19 protein-coding genes are annotated in these 19,864 nt (G+C 55.7%); 5 read left to right on the top strand and 14 right to left on the bottom strand.

The features are described 5' to 3' along the window. Together B2344_RS14890 and groES are read right to left on the bottom strand one after the other, a co-directional pair. A partial coding sequence (locus tag B2344_RS14890; RefSeq protein WP_290485500.1) for a TCP-1/cpn60 chaperonin family protein occupies positions 1 to 323 on the bottom strand: 323 nt, incomplete at its 3' end. Positions 324 to 377: 54 nt separating this feature from the next. After that, entirely contained in the window at positions 378 to 668 is a 291-nt protein-coding gene (groES, locus tag B2344_RS14885; RefSeq protein ID WP_034811607.1) for a co-chaperone GroES, read from the bottom strand. A 404-nt stretch (positions 669 to 1,072) separates the two neighbouring features. Between groES and B2344_RS14880 the strand changes: the two genes are divergently transcribed. Further along, on the top strand, positions 1,073 to 1,825 hold the full coding sequence (locus B2344_RS14880; RefSeq protein WP_206990740.1) for a GGDEF domain-containing protein: 753 nt from the start codon (positions 1,073 to 1,075) through the stop codon (positions 1,823 to 1,825). A gap of 47 nt (positions 1,826 to 1,872) precedes the next feature. After that, the gene (locus tag B2344_RS14875; RefSeq protein ID WP_290485499.1) at positions 1,873 to 3,018 is read left to right on the top strand and encodes a DUF3137 domain-containing protein; all 1,146 of its coding nucleotides are present in this window, start codon (positions 1,873 to 1,875) and stop codon (positions 3,016 to 3,018) included. 4 nt (positions 3,019 to 3,022) lie between these two features. Here B2344_RS14875 and B2344_RS14870 read toward each other — a convergent pair whose 3' ends face one another. The 6 genes from B2344_RS14870 to B2344_RS14845 are packed head-to-tail and all read right to left on the bottom strand — an operon-like array spanning position 3,023 to position 9,229. Next, positions 3,023 to 3,967, bottom strand: a complete 945-nt coding sequence (locus B2344_RS14870) for an RDD family protein (protein WP_242517325.1) — start codon at positions 3,965 to 3,967, stop codon at positions 3,023 to 3,025. Beyond that, positions 3,964 to 4,965 carry a stage II sporulation protein M gene (locus B2344_RS14865; protein ID WP_290485498.1) on the bottom strand — a complete coding sequence of 334 codons (1,002 nt, stop codon included), beginning with the start codon at positions 4,963 to 4,965 and terminating at the stop codon, positions 3,964 to 3,966. Before B2344_RS14865 ends, B2344_RS14870 begins: the two co-directional genes overlap by 4 nt. Further along, a complete protein-coding gene (locus tag B2344_RS14860) occupies positions 4,962 to 6,275 on the bottom strand; it encodes a DUF58 domain-containing protein (protein WP_290485497.1) in 1,314 nt (437 codons plus the stop codon). Before B2344_RS14860 ends, B2344_RS14865 begins: the two co-directional genes overlap by 4 nt. Then, positions 6,272 to 7,228 carry an AAA family ATPase gene (locus B2344_RS14855; protein ID WP_034811615.1) on the bottom strand — a complete coding sequence of 319 codons (957 nt, stop codon included), beginning with the start codon at positions 7,226 to 7,228 and terminating at the stop codon, positions 6,272 to 6,274. Before B2344_RS14855 ends, B2344_RS14860 begins: the two co-directional genes overlap by 4 nt. Continuing rightward, complete coding sequence (locus B2344_RS14850; RefSeq protein WP_290485496.1) at positions 7,215 to 8,441, bottom strand: hypothetical protein; 1,227 nt, start codon at positions 8,439 to 8,441, stop codon at positions 7,215 to 7,217. The genes B2344_RS14855 and B2344_RS14850 overlap by 14 nt, the downstream gene beginning before the upstream one ends. After that, positions 8,438 to 9,229, bottom strand: a complete 792-nt coding sequence (locus B2344_RS14845; RefSeq protein WP_290485495.1) for a hypothetical protein — start codon at positions 9,227 to 9,229, stop codon at positions 8,438 to 8,440. The genes B2344_RS14850 and B2344_RS14845 overlap by 4 nt, the downstream gene beginning before the upstream one ends. Before the next feature lie 144 nt (positions 9,230 to 9,373). On the opposite strand from B2344_RS14845, the gene B2344_RS14840 reads away from it, so the two are divergent. Beyond that, positions 9,374 to 9,841: a GAF domain-containing protein gene (locus tag B2344_RS14840; RefSeq protein WP_206990733.1), complete on the top strand. Its 468-nt coding sequence runs from the start codon at positions 9,374 to 9,376 to the stop codon at positions 9,839 to 9,841. On the opposite strand, the gene B2344_RS14835 is transcribed toward B2344_RS14840, so the two are convergent. The 6 genes from B2344_RS14835 to B2344_RS14810 all read right to left on the bottom strand — a co-directional run bounded on the left by B2344_RS14835 (position 9,806) and on the right by B2344_RS14810 (position 17,080). Next, a complete protein-coding gene (locus B2344_RS14835; protein ID WP_206990732.1) occupies positions 9,806 to 11,596 on the bottom strand; it encodes a carboxylesterase/lipase family protein in 1,791 nt (596 codons plus the stop codon). The genes B2344_RS14840 and B2344_RS14835 overlap by 36 nt on opposite strands. Positions 11,597 to 11,664: 68 nt before the next feature. Continuing rightward, positions 11,665 to 12,780, bottom strand: coding sequence for a cystathionine gamma-lyase (locus tag B2344_RS14830; RefSeq protein WP_290485494.1), 1,116 nt, complete (start codon positions 12,778 to 12,780; stop codon positions 11,665 to 11,667). Between the two features lie 101 nt (positions 12,781 to 12,881). After that, complete coding sequence (locus tag B2344_RS14825) at positions 12,882 to 13,874, bottom strand: glutathione S-transferase family protein (protein WP_290483028.1); 993 nt, start codon at positions 13,872 to 13,874, stop codon at positions 12,882 to 12,884. Further along, positions 13,871 to 14,293, bottom strand: a complete 423-nt coding sequence (locus B2344_RS14820) for a DUF1330 domain-containing protein (protein ID WP_290483027.1) — start codon at positions 14,291 to 14,293, stop codon at positions 13,871 to 13,873. Before B2344_RS14820 ends, B2344_RS14825 begins: the two co-directional genes overlap by 4 nt. A gap of 10 nt (positions 14,294 to 14,303) precedes the next feature. After that, on the bottom strand, positions 14,304 to 14,864 hold the full coding sequence (locus tag B2344_RS14815) for an NUDIX hydrolase (RefSeq protein WP_290483026.1): 561 nt from the start codon (positions 14,862 to 14,864) through the stop codon (positions 14,304 to 14,306). Next, complete coding sequence (locus tag B2344_RS14810; protein ID WP_290485493.1) at positions 14,861 to 17,080, bottom strand: S9 family peptidase; 2,220 nt, start codon at positions 17,078 to 17,080, stop codon at positions 14,861 to 14,863. The genes B2344_RS14815 and B2344_RS14810 overlap by 4 nt, the downstream gene beginning before the upstream one ends. 170 nt (positions 17,081 to 17,250) lie before the next feature. On the opposite strand from B2344_RS14810, the gene B2344_RS14805 reads away from it, so the two are divergent. Together B2344_RS14805 and ettA are read left to right on the top strand one after the other, a co-directional pair. Continuing rightward, positions 17,251 to 17,910 carry a tetratricopeptide repeat protein gene (locus B2344_RS14805; RefSeq protein ID WP_206990726.1) on the top strand — a complete coding sequence of 220 codons (660 nt, stop codon included), beginning with the start codon at positions 17,251 to 17,253 and terminating at the stop codon, positions 17,908 to 17,910. A 149-nt stretch (positions 17,911 to 18,059) separates the two neighbouring features. Further along, positions 18,060 to 19,724 (top strand): energy-dependent translational throttle protein EttA, encoded by a 1,665-nt coding sequence (gene ettA / locus B2344_RS14800; RefSeq protein ID WP_206990725.1) that lies wholly within the window; start codon positions 18,060 to 18,062, stop codon positions 19,722 to 19,724. Positions 19,725 to 19,864 lie beyond the last annotated feature (140 nt).

Here is a 19,864-nt window from a genome sequence, read left to right as displayed (position 1 = left end):
GCAACGCGCTTCAGGCCTTCGCGAACGATGGCTTGGGCGAGAACCGTTGCGGTCGTGGTGCCGTCACCGGCAACGTCGTTGGCCTTGGAAGCCACTTCGCGCAGCATTTGTGCGCCCATGTTTTCCAGCTTGTCTTCAAGCTCGATCTCTTTTGCGACGGTGACGCCGTCCTTCGTGGTGCGCGGAGCGCCGAAGGATTTCTCGATGACGACGTTACGGCCTTTTGGACCGAGCGTGACTTTAACGGCGTTGGCAAGCGTATCGACGCCTTTCAGCATCCGTTCGCGAGCTTCTGCGCCGAAAACTACGTGTTTGGCTGACATTGTGGATTACCTCTGTTGAGAATTCTGTCTGATGGAAAGCGAAAGTGTGGGGGCTTAGCCCTCCAGGACACCCATGATGTCGCTCTCTTTCATGATGAGCAGTTCTTCGCCATCGACGGTCACTTCCGTGCCGGACCATTTACCGAAGAGCACGCGATCACCAGCTTTGACGTCGAGCGCGACACGCTCGTTGTCGTCACCAATCGCACCAGCGCCGACGGCGACGATTTCGCCTTCCTGCGGCTTTTCCTTTGCGGTGTCGGGAATGATGATCCCGCCCTTGGTTTTCTCTTCTTCCTTGACGCGGCGCACGACGACACGGTCGTGCAGGGGACGAAGTTTCATTGGATTTAGCCCTCTTGTCTCTTTGACGAGTTCAATTGAAAACGGTCGTCAGCAAGCAAATGTCAGGGGGCTTTAGCACTCACCCGGCACGACTGCTAACGATGCTGCGGAGTTAAGAGCTGCGAACCACAGCGTCAACCGCGCCATTGCGAAATTTTTTGTAATTTCAGAACGCGAGAAAGGCTGATGGACGGCTCGGGAACGACGGCTTCGGAGCGCTAACAATAAAAATTCAGCCAGTCCCATGCCTGATTGGGTGAGCATTGGCGCAACGTCAAGGCGTAGCGACCAGCTTGTCTGCTTGTTTCCAAAAGATGAATGGTCAGGCGTTAAAATTCCTCAATCGATTGACGGTAAAATATACTTCCTATGTCACAACCGCTACAGCAACCGGGAGTCGGGACGTGCAGGGTAAATTCGAAGATGTGGTCGAATCGCTGACCTTTTTCGCTTTTGTGGCGATTACGGCGCTTTGCCTATGCTTCACCTTTTCCGTCATTGTCTATTCAATGGGGTTCCCGTCTGATCCCCAGAATTTCATTGTCGCGAACCTTTTCATTGCGTCCTGTGTGGCCGTTCCGACGGCCGCAATTGCTGCCCAACACGAGTACAGAATGAGAATTTACCAGCGCACGCTGGAAGATATGGCCTCTACTGACGCACTGACGGGTCTGCTAAACCGCAAGTTCTTCAAACAATTTGCCTGTGAAGAACTCGCGCGCATGAGCCGGACGGAGATGACATCGGCGGTGGCGTTGTTCGACATCGACTATTTCAAGGCGGTAAACGACCAGCATGGTCATGCAGCGGGCGACCGTGTGCTGCGAGAAATCGCGGCGGTCGCATATTCTGAACTTCGCGGTCCATTCGACCGACTTGGGCGCTGGGGCGGTGAAGAGTTTGTTGTCCTGCTCAGCAATGTCGATATGGAGAAGGCGCTCAGCGTCTGTGACCGTCTTCGTTCTTCCATTGAAGACCATGTCGTCATCGTGGACGGACAACCCGTGAGTGTCACTGCGAGTTTCGGCCTGGCCATGTTACCGCCCAACTCGGATTTCGACGACATGCTCGAACAGGCGGACGGCGCGCTTTACGAGTCCAAGGCCAAGGGGCGCAATTGCGTCACGGCCGTCAAGGAACTTACGCTCGCGGCTTGATCCCAAATTGTCGGGTCCCTAAGCCTGATACCTGAGGGGGACTCAGTATGTCAGACATTAGTCCAAACAGGTTGAACGACGCTTTGACGCGCGCGCCATCCCTCGCGGCGTTATCGGGTCGTCGTACAGAGTTTGCTAAGGCTGAGCGTGTTTGGTCGGATGTACTTGAGCCCGAACTGTCCCGGCGGGAAGAGAGTCGGAAAGCCACAATACGTGCAGCGATAACGCGTTCAATTATCGGTGCTGGCATCCCGGTCTTCATTATTATTTTGTTGATGATCTCTACGCTCGTGAGTGTTGATATCATCTCACCCGGACTCATATTTCTGGTCTTGGTGTCAGGCGCGATTGTGTCGGCGACCGCCTGGGTCAAGGTTTTTACAATGAAGTCGCAGACCAAGCAGTTGATCCTTTCAGCTGCCTGTGAGCCGTTTGGCTTCACCTATGACACATTGCATCCAGACCTGTCCGGTATTGTCGATTTGAAGACGCTGGCTTCTCGGGCGAAGGAGTTGAATGCGGCCTATTCTGGCAAGATGAACTCGACAGTGAATACGCCGTTAGGCGCGATCAACATGAGTTCCACGAACGGTCCTGACGCGCCGACGCCAGCTTTTGAAATACTGAAAACTGTCAAATTGCTACCGGGTCACTCGCGTCTCAAATTCGAAGATCTGATTTCGGGTGAGCGTGCGGGGACTCGCTTTGCATTGGTTGAAGCCAAACTTGAAACCGGTGGCAAGAATAGCAAGACCGTATTTCAGGGCATTCTGGTTCATGTCGAATACCCAGAGCGCTTTCTTGGTCGAACCGTGATCGCGCGGTCTGGATGGTGGAAGCGGGGCAGGTATTCGGGTGACCTGAAGAAAGTGGATCTGATTTCCCGCGAACTCGAGGAAGCTTTTACCGTCTATTCGACAGACCAGGTGGAGGCCCGGGCGTTGTTGTCCCCAGACCGTATGGAGCGCCTGATCGCATTGGAGCGGCACTTTTCCGGGGGCAAGCTTCGCGGTGTGTTCGAAGATGGTCACATGACTCTGGCGCTGGAAGCGGAGGATCAGTTCGAAGCAGGTTCGATCTTCAAAACCTTGGTGGATCCACGTCGCTATGCGTCTGCGCTGGTTGAGTTGGGTCTCGTGTGTGACCTGATCGACGGCTTCCTGACCCGGGATTGGGTGCAGGGGCGTTTGTAGATAGTCAGCGCACGTCGAACTTGTCGGTTTTCCGTTCGCCCAAAATCATGCGTTGTTCGAGCCGCCTTCGAAGGGTTGCATAATAGGCTTCCAGAAAGGCGATATCGGTTTCACCCGGCTGGGCTTGCCATCCAATCTTTTGCCGAATGCGAAGCGCGACCTGCGCCTTTACATCTTGCGTTGACTGGCGAAGGACATCTTCCAATACGTGCAATTCATGAATGCCATAGGCTTCGGCTTGTTGGGGTGTGAAGGCAAATCGCTCATGCGTAGTGGCTCGGGTCGTCGATGAGATATCGCCCATCAGCTTGGTTTTGGGGTTTTTGATTACCCAGGTGCCAGCAATCAGATCACCAACGCGCATCTTGTCCTTGTTGAAGATTGGGAAGAGCAGGAAGATGCCGGACCAGACCAAGCCAAGCAGGGCCATCCAGCTGGTCACTTGATCCCCGCCCATCATAAGGAACTGAAAGGGTAGACCGATTTCGATTTCACGAATGAAATTCCGGGCTAGAACCGAGTTCGCAGTCAGACGCCCGCCATTGCGAGAGGTGACCCGGACGCCAAGGGCGCGCTTTCCGGGTGTGGCAGCCTTCGTGCCAAGTTCGAAGAAGATGTAGTAGAAATTTCGGACGAAGAAGAAAAAGACAAGCCAAACCGCCCAAGCGATATTGGCACTCTCGGGGTCCATGGCCCTTATTGCAAAAGAGAGCCCCAAAGCGGTCGCGATTACGATGGCCCATTGTATCGCGACATCGATGAGAAACGCGCCTGCACGCTCGGATGCAGTAGCCAGTTTAAGCTGTATCGCGGCGCCTTCCGGCGTGACCAGTTTTCGTACAAGTTTCGACTGACGCTCCTGCTCTTGCATGCGGGCGCGGCGGCGGCGCGCAGCTTCAACATTCGCAAGGTTCACGGTGTCTGGTGCCGGAGGAACGGTAGAGCTCATACGGTGTCCGTTCGTCTTGGCAGATAAAAATATGCGCACCACAAACCGAGAATGCTCAGAGCGATCGTATAGCGGATCGCGTCACTATTGATCATTTGCCGCCCGAAGCCTTCTAGCAAAGCCGCGACGATCAGCATGATGACGCACCCCATTGCAATTGTGGCGGCCTTTTGCCCGGCATGGCGCGCCGAGTTCAACCTGGTCATCTGGCCGGGGAAAGCGACTGCGCCCCCTATCACGAAGCCCGCTGCTCCTGCCAGTATGATGGCAAACAACTCGGTTGTTCCGTGGATCACCAGCCATCCGGTAAATTCATAGCCAAGCCCCTTGTCCCAGAATACGGCATGAAGTGAGCCCATCATGACACCGTTGTATACGAGCAGCCATGCGGTGGGGATACCGAACGCAAATCCGAGCGCGAAAGCAAACAGCGCAATCTGGGCATTGTTGTTGAACAGGAAACTCGCAAAGGAAGTCAGCTGGCCGTCGCCGTGATCTCCCTCGTCGGTATAGATTGTGGAACGCAGATATTCGACGGACGCATCCGGATTGCGCCCGTCCCAGAAGTTCTGGCCATGAAAAGTCCAGAACCATTCCATGTCCTGCATGCACAGAAAGAATGCGAGCGCCCATCCGCCAAACAAGAACAGAACTGCCAGCAAAGTTGGCCCGATGGCCGAGGAGACACAAGCAGGCCAGTCGCGTCGCAGGAAATCCATCATGCGCTCGCCGATGGAGGTCCTGGCGCCGTAGACGAAGAAATATGCACGTGTGCAGAGGCTTTCGAGATAGGCGATGACATTCTGGTCGAGCGAAATGGAGCGCGCCACCGACAAGGAAGAAACCGCCTGCCTATAGAGGCGAGGCAAGGCTGTCATATCGTCGTCGCTGAGCGCTTTCACGCCGGAGTTTTCAGCCCGTGTCAGGATCAAGTCCAGTTTGCGCCAGTCGGACTCACGCTCTTCGCGGAAGCGGTAGGATTTGAGAAGGTCGCTCACAGCATGTCCCTCTGTTTGATCTGAAGGTACCGGGAGATCAGTTCCGCGCCGAATTGTTCCGGTCTCGTCTCGATCACTTGTACGCCCATGCGCTGAAGCCGAAGCAGGACGGTGTCGCGCTCAGCCATGAGCGTGTCTGCGATGACGGCGCGAGTTACAGATTCCGTTGAACTTGGTGGCGCATCTACCATTTCTGCGAGCGATTCATCCTCGAATGTGGCAAATATCACCAGATGCCGATCAGTCAGGCGTTTCACATTTTCCAGCATGAGTTCGGCCGAAATCGTGTCGACAAAGTCGGAGAAAATAATGATGAGGCTGCGTCGCTCCAGCTTGCTCGCGAGTGAGGAGAGTGCAAGCGTGAAATTGGCCTCCTCAGCGGAGTAATCCAGTTGAGCCGCCAGATCCTGAGCTTTTGTGAAACTGCGTTGACCAGACATGAACCCGCTCATGAAACCGGGCTTGGCATCAAAGCCATAGATCATGGCGCGGTCGCCGCTGCGAAGAGACACAAAGGACAGGAGTAGTCCGGCATTGATGGCGCGATCAATCTTGGGCACGCCGCCAAGCGGCTCGCTCATCAATCGACCCGTATCAAAAGCGAAGACGATATTGTGATTGCGTTCGGTTCGGAATTCCTTGGCGAGCAGGTTGCGGTGGCGTGCAGAGTGTTTCCAGTCGATTGCCCGCCGATCCATGCCGGTCGTGAACTCGCGCAAAGCGTCGAATTCACTGCCATCGCCGCGCTCGATCTGCATCTTCACGCCGAATTCCGCATCACGAGAATAGATACGAATAGCTTCGTCTTTCACCCAGCGGATATTGGGTGTGATCGGAATATCTCTATCCAGCAAGGTAGTGTGTTGTTTTTGTATCAGCCCGAGCGGACCTTTCCAGCGGCTCCAAAGTTTGACCAGCCTGGCGAGACCCCGTCGTGTTGGCGTGAGCGGCAACGAGTATGACCGCGCCCGGTCCTGCCAGCCTCTTAATCCTGCGGGTGGAATGGTCTGCAAGAACGCGTTCACTTCCAACAACACCTCGATTCGTCTGGGAAGCGGACCTCGCGCGAACCGCAGCGTCAGGTCCGCTGGATCAGACCCGCCGACATAAAGCAGTGCCGGCGCGTCTACATTTGCCTCATAGGCTCGCAGGGATGCGGCCAGGACGGCATCCGCAAAGATCAGGCTGGCGATGCCGCCGACCCAGCCAGCGGATATGACCCAGAGCTCAGGACGCAGCAGAGCTATAGCCACCATGAGCGGCACGCCGAGCAGCATCAGGAAGATGGCGCGAGGTGTGGGTGAAATCACCGCGGTGCGGCCGTCTGTTCGATGATAGCTGAAAGAGTTTCGTCGGTCGTCTTGCCTTCGATTTCTGCGGCGGGGGATAACAAAACGCGGTGGCGGAGTGCTGGCAGGGCCAGCAGTTTCACGTCGTCTGGAATAACAAAGTCCCGGCCGTCGAGCGCGGCGCGGGCACGGGCCGCAGTGGCCAGCGCGGCAGCGGCGCGCGGCGAAGCGCCAGTTTCCAGGGCCGGGGTTGTCCGGGTCGCGCGAATAATATCCACGATGTAGGCAATGATATCGTCCTGCAGCCGGGCTTCAGCAACCGAATTGACAGCTTCACTGAGTTCTTCTGCCGAGACAACGGGCTCGATGCCGAACGCTGCTGCGGTTTTCATGCCCGTGCGTGTGCCATGCTTGGAAACAATTGCGAGCTCTTCTTCACGACTTGGATAGTCCAGCGTGTGCTTGAATAGAAAGCGGTCAAGCTGCGCTTCCGGCAGGGGATATGTGCCCTGCTGTTCGATAGGGTTTTGGGTCGCGATCACCGTGAACCGGTCATTCAACGGGTAGGTGTCGCCATCAATCGTCACCTTGCGTTCCTGCATGGCCTCTAGCAGCGCGGCTTGTGTTTTCGGAGGTGTTCGATTGATCTCGTCCGCCAAAAGGAGATCGGTGAAAATTGGACCCTTGGTGAGGGCAAATTGATTGGTTTGAAAGTTGAACAGGTTCGTGCCGAGAACATCTCCCGGCATCAGGTCGGGTGTGAACTGAATGCGACCGAAGTCGAGTGAAATCGATCTCGCAAAGCATTGCGCCAGTAGGGTCTTGGCTGTTCCCGGTGGGCCTTCAAGAAGGACGTGCCCTGACGAGAATATCGCAGTCAGAAGAACATCAACCGTTGTGTCCTGTCCCACGACTGCCTTGCGCACTTCGTTACGGATCCGGTCCGCCAGCGCCTTGATGTCATTCACGTTCATTCATGGATCTCCCGATAATTCCCTTGCGCCAGCGAAACAGCTCGCGCGCCTTGTTCATGAGGTCTTCACGGCTGGTGGCAGGACCGCGCAGTCCCGACGCCATGTCTGTGAAGTGTTTGCCGGACTCTTCTTCCGGGCCAAGCCGGTCGAACAGGGCGGTGAGTTGGGTTTCATTCAATGTCTTCGGAGCGCCTATATCCCGGGATACACGACGGCGGATCATGTGGAGATATGCGGGTGCTATACGCGTCTCCCGGCGCGCCATCGTAATCAAGCCTGCGGAGTTGTCAGCCAGCGCCTGTTTTCCAAGCGCAATGGCGCGTCCTTCCTTCACAGGTGGCCCAAATCGTATGAGCGCGGCCCAGCCCAGCAGGAAAGCGGCCGCCAACGCAGTCAACGTTGCGCCGATAAAGGGGATGTCGAAAATCATCTGCAGCAGATTCTCGGACCGAACGAAACCATGGAGAGTCGCATCAAATATAATCGGCTCGTCGTAGTCATTACGAAGAAAGTCGATCATCTGAGTCGCAAAGCGAGCGTTCTCAAACTGCGACAAACCGAAAGTGTTGATCATGTCGGGGTCGGACAGAACATACATGTCCGCATCGGGTGCCCAGGCGAGCAGGATCCCATCCTGTGTCTCAGCAATCGGCGTAAGCGAGTCTCCGCGTAGCACTTGCATCTTCACGTCTGGTTTGAGCGCGATTGATCCGAAGGGGGTTGAGGTTTCACTTGGCACATCGATACGTCCGATTTCCGCATCGATAGCTATCGTCTCCAGTAAGTCGTTCAAGACGCGCGCATTCATGAAGCGCGTATCCTTTTGATGGGTCTTGTTAAGAGGATCAGTCATGCCGGTCCATTTCGGCAGGACGAGCAAAGTAGTCCGCTGTGGCTCTAAGTCTTCGAGCGCCTTTGCTGCACCCCATTGGGGGAGTGTTAAGACGAGTAGGCCCCAATCACTGTCTTCAAGCGTGCGCTCCAGCCGGGAGACTTCCGCCGGATAGCCTTGTTCCTGAAGGAGTTGCACGAAGCCATTATAACCGAGCGCCGAGGTCGAGAACGGGTGCGCACCGGCCACATTCCGGTCCCGCAATTCAGGTGCCCAGCCTGCGAGCACCATGATTGCCCCAAAGGAAAAAAGCGCCACTGCCAGCAATATGCCGACGATCTTGCCACTGAACGGGGAGTCGACGTGAGAACGATCCTTCATGTCCACTGCTCCCCAAATGCGAAGTCTTCGTAGGAAGCCCGCGCCATATGCCAGCCGCTTTCGTCGACATCCCGGCCGCCGAAGAAACTACGTTCGACGATGGCGATGATCGGGCTGAGAGCGGTCCGCGCGCGATCTGGCAGGAAGCCAAGCTTGCCGATCTCACGTGCCGTGAGTGAGCGAGGCACGCCGATCTCGATGCGCGTCTGAATGTCCTCGATTGACCGGAACAAGAGTAAGTGCACGGCCTCCGCGAATTTTCCTGCGCGGGCAAGCGCATCGGCCTCTTCCAGTAGGGAGCGGGCGACGGATTCTGCCGGGCGGAAGTCCGGGATGACATCGTCGCCGACTTTGTCGGCTTTGCTGCCATCTTTGCCAAACCGGATACGCAGCGCCTCTCCGAAAAGGAAGTACAACACGCCCAAAATCAAGGCGGCGATTGCTACATAGAAAATGAGCGTTAGAAGCGGGCCCAAATGACTAAGGAACTCAAACAATCCTCGTAGCCAGTTAGGCGGAGGAGAGGGCGGATCGAACTCGACAGGATCGGCTTCCGGTCGTTCGAGCTGGAGGGTCGATTTTCTAAGATAGTCCCGATGCGCCTGTTCAAGTGTTTCAAGGTCTGTTTCGGGATGGTGGGTGACCTCGCCCCAATCATTCGAGTCGGGAATCTCGATTGGGGCGTCCAAGGTGAGGTCGTCATAGTCGTCGCCTGTCTGCGCCCCCGCAGGGACGGTGAGACAGGCTGCGATCAGCAAGGCGGCGCTTAGGCGTCCCGTCAGGCTCAATGACTGTCTCCCTCATGGCAGCGGCCCCGTCCACCGCCTTGACTGCTCCGACTATTTCAGAGGTTGGTGTCAGCTTCAACGCCCTATTGCGAAGTGCCTGCATCCAGCCGATATAGCCCGCTCAAGGCACAGATGAGGCAGAATATGGACAGGGCAGAACGCTACAAGGAATTGAAGGCGGAAATTGATAGCGTTGTTGCGGGAGAAACATCGATCACTGCGCGTTATGCGACAGCGTCCTGTATCCTGTCACAGGCCTTTTCACCCCGCTTTTTCTGGACGGGATTCTACATGGTTGACCCTCTGAAGGAGTCCGAACTGGTTGTTGGGCCGTATCAGGGCACGCTTGGTTGTCTGCGCATCCCCTTTGGCAAAGGGGTCTGCGGGCATGTGGCGGCGACGCGCGCGCCGATCATTGTTCCGGATGTTCATGAATTTCCCGGGCACATCGCATGCGACTCAGCGAGCAATTCTGAAGTTGTCGTTCCGGTGTTCGACGCAAATGGCGATCTCGCTGCCGTACTGGATGTCGACTCGACAGAACTGAATGCTTTTGACGCTGTCGACCAGGCGGGTCTAGTCGCTATTTGCGAAACGCTCCTCACCGCCTAGCCCGGCGGCTGTCGATAGAAGTGCCGTATTCTCGATCAGCTCAAACGGTGTTTTTGATCGCTTGATGGCGTCGATCCGCAAATTGAGATTGTCTTCCAGTATGTCGAGTTTGCGCGCGCGAAGGCCGCTGATGCGTTTGATCTCATGGTCCAATTCCAGCCAGATATCGGCGTCCGGATCATAAGCTGGCCACTCAGGCAGGTCTTTGCCATTGGGGTCACCTGTCTTGGCAAAATTGGTCCAGTACGAAATCATTCTGTCAGTCAGGATTTCATCGTCATCAGCTGCCGGAAGGAAGCCGTTGTGGCTATCGAAGACAAACGCGATCTCGGCCCCGTGATATGCACCGAGCGTTTGAGACTTTCCTGGCGGCGTCCGGCTGAATTGGTAGAGCCAAGTTGGCTGGCCAGCAGCGACATTGGCTTTGGCCAGAAAACGCGTATGGACGCCGAACAAGTCATCGCCCAGCATTTTTTCGGCGCCCCGATCCCACGTTTCCAAGGATGTCATGCCATAGAGGGCTTGTAGCGCTTTCGATGAGTTCACACCAAACACGCCTTCCAGCATCGCTTCGCGTTGTGTGATGGAACCAGAGATGTTCGGCAGCAGGGCTGTCGGCGATTTGCGCTGACTGTAAAATAGAGTGCCTTCATCAGCATTATAGCCTGCAAGGACTGGAACCCGATTGGCGCCACCGTCCCGAATAGCTTCACCGATTGGCACGGGCAGGACGTTACCATCCACTGTCGGCAAGAAGTACTTGACCAAATCCTGCCTCAACAGAACACGGTCGATGATCGCCCCCGACGGGATGGCGCGAAGCCGGTCTGCGGTAGCGGTGCCATCGGCCAGCGATGAAAGGAACTCGACACCGACTTCTTCGGAGCTTTGCACATTGGGCAATGGCGAGTGGGACAGGTGAAGCGCATTGTAACTGCTGACGCCACTCTGCAAGATGGCCTTGTCATACAGGCCGTCAGCAAGAGGCGTTGCCATCAGCTCACTGACAGATTGCGCGCCTGCGCTTTCGCCAAATATGGTGACATTGTTTGGATTGCCGCCGAAGCGCGCAATATTCATTTGAACCCAGCGGAGTGCTGCAACTTGGTCCAACAGGCCGTAATTGCCGGATGTTCCGGCTTCTTCGGTCAGGGCAGGGTGCGCCATGTAGCCGAATGGTCCGAGCCGGTAGTTGATTGTGACCAGAACGACGCCTTTATCCACAAGGCCATTTGCCTGGTAATATGACGCCGAACCCGCCCCAGCCTGATGAGAGCCGCCGTGAATCCATACCATTACCGGCTGTAGCCGAGGCTTGCCGCGATTTGCCGTTCGGACATTCAGGAACAGGCAGTCCTCAGCTTCAGCGGGCTCAGGCTGGGCAGCGAGGTATTGCCTGGCGGCCAATCGTTTCCACCAGGGCAAGCCGTTACCATCGATGATACGGTCGACAACCTCATTCATATGTCCGCGGGGTTGCAGGCATTGCGGGCCGAATTCCCTCGCATCCCGGGTAATGGCGCCCCATTGCGGCGGGGAAGTTGGCGCTGACCAACGACGGGCGCTGGCATAGGGAATCCCATTGAAAACCTGGATTTCCGGATTGTCTGGATCAACACCGCCCTGGATCTCGCCTTGATCGATCCGCAGGGGCTCAGTTAACGCCATAGGCGGCTCAGGCTGGTTCAGACGGAACCAGCCCCAAGCGCCAAAGCCCAGCAGGGCGAAGAAAAGGACAATACTCAGTCGCTTCATGAAACGAGACCCCTGCTCGTTGAGAGCAAACGCTATACCACTTGTCCGTGAAAGTCACTTCCCCAGCATCAAACCGGACTGATATCTCGTAAAGCATTTTCCGTAGCTTTTACAAGGTCTTCACCGGGCTCTATTCCGCACGCCAAGCGGACGAATCCGTCGGCGACGTGGTCTCCCCAGCGGACTCGGCACTCAGCAGAGGTGTGAACACCTCCAAAGCTCGTGGCGGGCACTATTAGTGGATTGTTATCAATAAACTTTTCTGCGCTTGCGCGATCTTTTAACGTGAAGCTCACGATCGGACCAAAGTCTCGCATCTGGCGAGACGCAACTGCGTGGCTCGCGTCTCGCGGGAGACCGGGATACCGGACGGTCTGCACAGAGGGGTGCGATAATAGGTGATTTGCCAGAATTAGAGCATTCTGGTTTGCCCGCGAAACGCGCAATTCCAGGGTCTCAAGCCCGCGATGCAGCAGATACGCGTCGAACGGGCTTACCGTGGCGCCGCCCAAACGACGGTAGCCACGCACCTGATTCATCAGGGATGTGTCCCGACTTGCTACATGTCCGCAGAGAACATCTGAATGGCCCGCCATGGCCTTTGTGTCAGCCATCACGACCATATCCGCCCCAAGATCGAGAGGTTGCTGGCACAGGGGTGTTGCAGTCGTGTTATCAGCCACCAGCAAGGCTCCGGCTGATTTTGCCCGATCAGCCACAGCCGCGATGTCGCAAACTTCGAGGCCCGGATTTGACGGTGTTTCAATCATTACGAGCCGGCAGCCCGACAGGTCAGCATCCGCCATCTGGGCGGTAGGACAAGTCTCGACGGTTATGCCCCGGGGTGCGAAGTGTTCATTCAACAGGGCTCGAACATTGTAGTAGCCGTCTGCATGCACCAGAACCTTGTCTCCCGGGCGCAGCACTGTGTGAAACATTGCGGCGATAGCGGCCATGCCGGATGGGAACAGCACCGTCTCGGCATTTTCCAGAATGCCTATCTCCGCTTCGACACTTTCGACTGTTGGATTTCCATTGCGCGCATAGAAATGGCTGCCGTCCGGATCTCCTGGCAACAGGAATGTCGTACTCGCCATGATAGGAAGCGATACCGGTGCACCCTTGGAAAGGTTGCGGGCGCGGTGGTGCAGCAATTCTGAGATGGGAGACGGTTTTTTCGTCACGGATAATATGCCTCGCAGTGGGATTCGCGCTGACTCTGCGTTGAGCCGAGCCACAAGAAAACAGAATTTCGTTCTTCAGGCGCAGTCTTGTACCCGAGTTGCTAAACGTTTGTTGAAAGGATGCTTGCGTTTGGTCCAATCCACTCAGCAAGTTTGTCTCGCGCGACAACATCCAGATCTTTCCAGGCATCGCCCAAGGTTTGCAGGCATCTTGCCTGATACTTGAATACGCCCTGTTCGTAGCGCCCGCGCTCTATTTCAAGCGAAAAACTGTCTGATCCGGAATTGAGCCCATCAAGATTGGCTTTCAGGAATGGCAAATAGGTTTCCCCTGCTATTGCGAGAAGGTCGTGGACGACCGGGCTGATACTATCAGACCAGTTACCTTCGATACCGCTCGCATCATCGGCGTGATCAATCCAGCGATACAAGTACGGTGTGTCCGCTCGCAGCCAGGTCATGGGAGTGGGGTCAACACTCATGACTTTCAACTGACCGTAAAAGCCAAGATCCGCGAGCGAAATGCGATCTCCGAACAAGAAGCGTGTTGGCCCGGTTGCCATCGCCTCCAGAACTTTGCAGATGCGCTTCCAGCTGGCCTCTATCAGAGGGGCAGTCTGGGGTGTGCAGCCAACAAGAGCCATGCGGCTGATTTGCCGGTCACGAATGGTGGCAGCAGCTTCTTCCACGCCAAGGCGACTTGTGTTGGGAAGCGTGTCATAGATCAGCCAATTGGCGCACCATTCAGCATCCAGGTCATATGCCCATCTGTAATGGAACATGGCTTTCATGAACCATTCGTCGGCCATGTCCTCAAGCAACAGGCAGGCAAACCGGGCAACCGGATCGGGTGGCAAGAGGTCTCGGCCTTCGCCTTCGAGTGACAGCAAGAAGGGGGTTGAATCATTCACCCAGCTGCCGTCAGGCTGGCGGATGACAGGGATCACGGGTGCCCGCACATTTGGCATGACGCTTTGTCGGTCGTCGGCTGTCATACCGGTCCAGGTATGGACAAGGCGTTTGGCCCGCAGGGCGGCGCGCACTTTCATGGAATAGGGCGAGCCGAGCGCGCCAAAGATTTCGTAGCGGCTCACAGCTTTCTCCCGTTTATCCAAGTGGGACGGGTCACGATCAATTCCTGGCAAAGCAGGCCTGCCTCGCGATGGCGAGACATGGATTTGTAGTCCGGATGGTTGAGCGTAGCGATGAAAGCCTGTCGATCTGGGAACTGGTTGACCAGCACGCCATCCCAATCGCCCTGACCGATGAAATAGCGTTCGGTCGATGCAAGGAGCAATGTGGAGCCGCCGACCTTTTTTGCCGCGAAAGTGAAGGCTTCGGAGTAACGAATATAGGCGTATTCCCCGCTGATCTCTTCGCCAAATTCGGGGTCATCCGGCTGATACTCAGCTTTAACTCGAAACTTCAGCAAATTTACCTGGGTAATGGGGCCATCGTTCGGGTCGTCACGAAACGCCCTGAATTGGTCGGCAGTAGGCTGGAAGGCAGGCATGGGCATTTCCTCACGGTCGTTTTTCGGGATGTTTCCCGAAATACCGCTCGGTGTAAAACAGTGCCGCCGCGTGAAGGCCGTGTTGAGTCTCGAATGCTTCGTATTCCAGGAAGTCTTTGTAAGGCATCTCGACGACCTCGATTTCCTCGTTTGCGTCAAGAGACTGAGCATCTGTCTTCTGGCAGCCCGTGGCCAAAAAATAATGAAGCTGATTATTCTGGGTTGCCGGGTTCGGATAACAGATGCCAACGGGGATCAACTCGCGCGCCGTGTAGCCGGTCTCCTCGCGTAATTCCCGCCGGGCTGCTATTTCCGGATCGGATTCTCCGGGATCCAGGACGCCGCCGGGTACGCCCAAGAGGACGATCTCGCCGGCGTGCCGATACTCGCGGACCAGCACAATATTGCCTTCGTCAGTAATCGGGATAATCGTGGCCCAATCTGTGAATTCCAACACATGATAGGCGGGCACTACATGGCCGTCTTCACGTTGGCAGACATCCGTGCGCACCGAAAGGAAGTCGTCTTTGTAGGTTTGACGGCTTTCCAGGATTTTCCAGGGTTTGATCATTCTGATGGTCTCTTCAGTTTGCGGTCCAAAAAGGCCATACGCGTTTGCATCAGGTGGCGTTGCAGCGCTTCTCCCCGAATGCCGTGGCGTTGGCCCGGATAGGTCATTAATTCAAACGGTTTGCCCAATTCCTGAAGTCTGGCCATCAGTCGTGTGGCATTGTCGAAGGTGACGTTGTCATCTGCCATGCCGTGAATGAGGAGGAGGGGGGTCGAAAGCGCGTCGAGGTTTGGAAAAACACTGGAGGCTTCATAGCCGCCTGGGTTGTTTTGTGGTGTCCCCATATACCGCTCCGTGTAGAATGTATCATAGAGGCTCCAGTCTGCAACCGCAGCTCCCGCGACAGCGCACGCGAATGTATCAGCTGGCGCTTGCAGAATGGTCATCAGTGTCATGTATCCGCCATAGGACCAGCCCTGAATGGCAATTCTGCCGGGATCGACAAATGGTTGTGTCTTGAGCCAGTCCACGCCCATCATCTGGTCGCTGACCTCATGCAGGCCCGTGCGGCGATGGATCACATCCTCAAACTTCTTGCCGCGATTCCAGCTGCCTCGATTATCGAGCCTGAAGATGAGGTATCCCTGACGGGCGAGATATTGATCTGACAGACTCCCCCAACTGCGCGTGACAGTTTGGACATGTGGCCCGCCATACACTTCCACAATAACCGGGTAGCATTTCCTAGCATCGAAACCGGGCGGTTTCAGTAGGGAATAGTGTAGAATCTGACCGTCATCGGCGGACAGGACTCCGAACTCTGGTGTGACGTGATCCGGCAGAAAGGAGTGATATGGATGGTCTGCGTCGAGCGCATTGTCCGAAATCCAGGAAATCAAACTGCCGTCAGAAGCGTACAGACCCGTTTGAGGGGGGTGGCTTGGGGATGATGATGTTCCGACAAAGGATCGCCCGTCTGGCGCCATGGCAATGGACCATGTTTGGCCTATGGAGGTGATGCGCTCGACCTCTGGAGGAGTTGCTGAGCCAGAAGTTGCTGGCTTGGCGCGATAGAGGTGGCACTCAAGCGAAGTATCCAGAAACCCTGTGAAGAGTATTTCGGACATGTCGGCTTTTACATGCTGCAGCTTGTCGACAACCCAGTCACCGCCAATCAGTTGTCTGGGGTGGGTTGTCGAAGGCGGTAACAAACTAATTTGGCGGTAACCACGAGATTCTTCCGTGAGAACAATGCCTGTATCCCCCAAGCTCACGAAATCTGAAGACAGATTGATCCAATTGGGTTGCTCATCAAGCTGAGCGACGGTGGCTTCATAAAGGCGCAACCCTTTCTCGGAATGCTTGAAGGCCATGAATTGGACCATTTCGAGCTGTGTCTGAGCCCGATTGACGCGCTGGACGTAGAGGCTGCTCTCAGTCCAATTGACCCGCGCGAGATATTGGTCGGTTGCGTGTCCCCAGTCGTTGCGCCGCCATCCAATCTCCGTGACAATGCCGGTTTCCACCTCCAGAACGAATAGGTCCACAATGGCGTTGGGGCGACCCGCGCGAGGATAGCGCTGCTCAATAACGGCAACATTTTCTGCGGCGATATCAAAGCGTGGAACGATGTCCACGGATGTCTCATCCACACGCGTATAGGCGATGTACTTATCGTCCGGGCTCCACCAATATCCGGTGTATCGGCTCATCTCTTCCTGTGCGACAAATTCGGCGACGCCATACGACAGTGATTTTGACGGCTCGGCCGGGGGAGAGGCGCGTTTCTCGTCGCCCGTCGCAAGATCAACTATCCAGAGCGCCCCGTCGCGAATGAAGCTGGCATACGTGCCTTTGGGTGAAATGCGGGCATCATAGTCAAAGGCATCGGTATCGGTTAGTCGCCGAACTTGCGGACTGTCTTCAGTAAGGGTGACCAAGTGCAGGTTTCCCCCTAGTGGGACGAGTATCGTCGTGGCTGTACCCCATGAGTAGTCGAGGATGCCTGTTCTCCCCGCAATTCGCTTGCGCTCGCGTAGGGCTATTTCTTCCTCTGAGAGAACGATTTCTTCTGGTTCAAGCAATAGGGAATCCACAAGGAGGGACGGCGCGCCTGTCTCAACGTCGAATTGCCAGAGATCGTGTCTTTGCTGGTCGTCGGGCCGAGGCTTGAGGAAGGTCACCCGTGCAGCATCGGGAGAGTACTTGATGCCCAGTGTTGTTTGGCCAGTTAGGGAAGGCGACGCAAAGAGGCGATCCAGGGTCAATTCTGTCATGGATGGATAGTGTCCTGAGGAAAGTTTTTTTGAGATTGATCGAAGTGTGCCCTGAGTATTCGTGTTCGCCACTCATGCATGCAGATTCAGTGACTATCGGACAGCTAACCAATCGCCAAAACTAAACACTTGTTTCAACTTTTGTGAGGCAAAAACTGCCAAAAGTCGCTATGCAAGTAGTGGTTTATGCATATCGTGCACTTATGGCGGAAGGGGATGTTCTGTTCGAACAAGCGGTCGCCTTGCTACTCGATAGCGAGGGCGGAGAGAGCTTGATGAAATCCGCGGCGTTGATGCGCCGGGCTGCGGACTCCGGACATGCTGCGGCTGCCAACAATTTCGGCGCCATGCTACATCATGGGCGGGGCGTCCATCAGGACTTTGCCGCTGCCAGAGCATATTATGCACAGGCGGCGGAGGCTGACCTGCCACCCGCATTGTTCAATCTGGGGTTCATGAAGTTACGAGGCCTTGGTGGCGAGCGTAACGAGACGGATGCGCGCCGTTTGTTTGAGCAGGCCGCGCATATGGGCGAAGTGAACGCGATGACATACCTCGGCGTCATGATGATGACCGGCGCTGGTGGCCCTAAAGAGTTCAAAACCGCGCAATCGTGGTGGGACAAGGGCGCAGAGCTCGGCGACAATCGCTGCGCATTCAACCTCGGAATTGCTCATGCAGGTGGGCATGGCCAGGACCAGCCCGACTTTGTCGAAGCTTGGCGCTGGTTCAGTCGGGCTCAGGATATGGGAAATCAAAGTGCTGAAACCGAGCTCGAGCGTCTCGCAAGTGTGCTGACCGACGACGAGCGCAAACGCATCGAAGGCTAATCGACAATTTGGTAGAAGGGGAGGTTTCTGGCTGAGCGAGGTTTGCCAGAGATGTTTCTCAGAACAGGTTGCGCTTACCCGCTTGATTTTCGGCCACGTCCGCGTAACTGAGGCGACATATTCCCCCAAAGTTTCAGGAGACGCTTTCAATGGCCGGTCCCCAAATCGTATTCCAAATGCAAGGCCTGACCAAGGCATATGCCGGTGGCAAGAAGGTGTTCGAGAACATTCACCTGAATTTCCTGCCGGATGCCAAGATCGGTGTCGTCGGTGTCAACGGGTCTGGTAAGTCCACGCTGCTGCGTATCATGGCGGGTGAAGACAAGGACTTTCAAGGCGAAGCCTGGGCGGCCGAGGGCGTGAAAGTCGGTTACCTGCCGCAAGAGCCGAAACTCGACCCCAAACTTAGCGTGTTCGACAATGTCGCCTCAAAATGCCCTGAAAAGCAGATGTTGGACGAGTTCAACACCATTTCAGAAAAGCTTGGCGAAGACTATTCCGACGAGTTGATGGAGCAGATGACGGCGCTGCAAGAGAAGATCGATGCGGCTGACGCATGGGACATCGACTCCAAGATTTCGATGGCGATGAACGCGCTGCGCTGCCCCGATGATGACGCCGATGTGGAAAGCCTGTCCGGCGGCGAGGTTCGCCGTGTCGCGATCTGCCAGCTGCTTCTTTCGAAGCCCGACATGATCCTGATGGATGAACCGACCAACCACCTCGACGCCGAAACCGTCGCGTGGCTGCAGAATTATCTGATCAACTTCCCGGGCTGTGTGATCCTCGTGACCCACGACCGATACTTCCTTGATGATATTACCAGCTGGATCCTCGAACTCGACCGTGGCCGCGGTGTTCCCTTCCAGGGCAACTATTCCGGGTGGGTTGAGCAAAAGGCCAAGCGGATGGAGCAGGAGGCGCGTGAAGAGTCCGGTCGCAAGCGCACCCTGGCGAAGGAACTTGAGTGGGTTCGTTCTGGTCAGAAGGCGCGTCAGGCAAAATCCAAGGCGCGTATCAACGCCTATGAGGAAATGGCATCGCAGGCTGAGCGCGAGAAGGTCATGACCGCACAAATCCGGATTCCCCCCGGCCCGCGCCTTGGTGGAGTCGTTCTGGAGGCGGAAGGGTTGCGAAAGGCATTCGGCGACAATCTCCTGATCGAAAATCTGGACTTCAAATTGCCTCCTGGTGGTATTGTTGGTGTCATCGGCCCGAATGGTGCGGGTAAATCGACCTTGTTCAAAATGATCCTTGAGCAGGAGAAGCCAGACCAGGGTAGCCTGCGCATCGGTGATACGGTGAAGATTGGCTATGTTGACCAGAGCCGCGACAAACTCGATTCCGACAAGAATGTCTGGGAGGAAATCTCCGGGGGGACGGATGTCATCGATTTGGGTGGTGTTGAAGTCATGTCGCGCGCATATGTTGGCGCGTTCAACTTCAAGGGCACAGATCAACAGAAAAAAGTCGGGCTCCTATCTGGTGGTGAGCGTAATCGTGTCCATCTCGCCAAGATGCTCAAAGGTAGCCACAATTTGCTTCTGCTAGATGAACCGACCAACGATCTCGACGTGGAAACCTTGCAGGCGCTCGAAGAAGGTCTCGACAATTTCCCCGGCTGCGCGGTGATCATTTCGCACGATCGCTGGTTCCTGGACCGTATGGCAACGCACATTCTCGCATTCGAGGGCGATTCCCATGTTGAATGGTTCGAAGGCGACTTTTCTTCCTACCTTGAAGACAAGAAGCGCCGCTTAGGTGAGGATGCCGTCAATCCCAAGCGTCTGAAGTTCAAGAAATTTGCCCGCTGATTGGCAAGATTTTCGGCCCGCTGGAAGTCGGGCCGTACTTGTTGGCCCAAACTAAAAATGAATTGTCATCGCATTACTGATGAGCGTTTGCTTTGCGGGTAGTGAGAAGTGTGATCGAATTTTGGTGTAAATTCGAATTT

Source organism: Hyphomonas sp. UBA3195, from assembly GCF_002366485.1.
In the GTDB taxonomy this organism is placed as follows: Bacteria; Pseudomonadota; Alphaproteobacteria; order Caulobacterales; family Hyphomonadaceae; genus Hyphomonas.
This window is presented reverse-complemented; position numbering and strand designations above follow the sequence as displayed.

Excerpts from the sequence above, each read along its gene's own strand:
- B2344_RS14850 (WP_290485496.1), bottom strand. The coding sequence starts at position 8,441 with ATGAAGGATCGTTCTCACGTCGACTCCCCGTTCAGTGGCAAGATCGTC.
- ettA (WP_206990725.1), top strand. The coding sequence starts at position 18,060 with ATGGCCGGTCCCCAAATCGTATTCCAAATGCAAGGCCTGACCAAGGCA.
- B2344_RS14810 (WP_290485493.1), bottom strand. The coding sequence starts at position 17,080 with ATGACAGAATTGACCCTGGATCGCCTCTTTGCGTCGCCTTCCCTAACT.
- B2344_RS14820 (WP_290483027.1), bottom strand. The coding sequence starts at position 14,293 with ATGCCTGCCTTCCAGCCTACTGCCGACCAATTCAGGGCGTTTCGTGAC.
- B2344_RS14815 (WP_290483026.1), bottom strand. The coding sequence starts at position 14,864 with ATGATCAAACCCTGGAAAATCCTGGAAAGCCGTCAAACCTACAAAGAC.
- B2344_RS14805 (WP_206990726.1), top strand. The coding sequence starts at position 17,251 with ATGCAAGTAGTGGTTTATGCATATCGTGCACTTATGGCGGAAGGGGAT.
- B2344_RS14855 (WP_034811615.1), bottom strand. The coding sequence starts at position 7,228 with ATGAACGTGAATGACATCAAGGCGCTGGCGGACCGGATCCGTAACGAA.
- B2344_RS14870 (WP_242517325.1), bottom strand. The coding sequence starts at position 3,967 with ATGAGCTCTACCGTTCCTCCGGCACCAGACACCGTGAACCTTGCGAAT.
- B2344_RS14835 (WP_206990732.1), bottom strand. The coding sequence starts at position 11,596 with ATGAAGCGACTGAGTATTGTCCTTTTCTTCGCCCTGCTGGGCTTTGGC.
- B2344_RS14840 (WP_206990733.1), top strand. The coding sequence starts at position 9,374 with ATGGACAGGGCAGAACGCTACAAGGAATTGAAGGCGGAAATTGATAGC.
- groES (WP_034811607.1), bottom strand. The coding sequence starts at position 668 with ATGAAACTTCGTCCCCTGCACGACCGTGTCGTCGTGCGCCGCGTCAAG.
- B2344_RS14875 (WP_290485499.1), top strand. The coding sequence starts at position 1,873 with ATGTCAGACATTAGTCCAAACAGGTTGAACGACGCTTTGACGCGCGCG.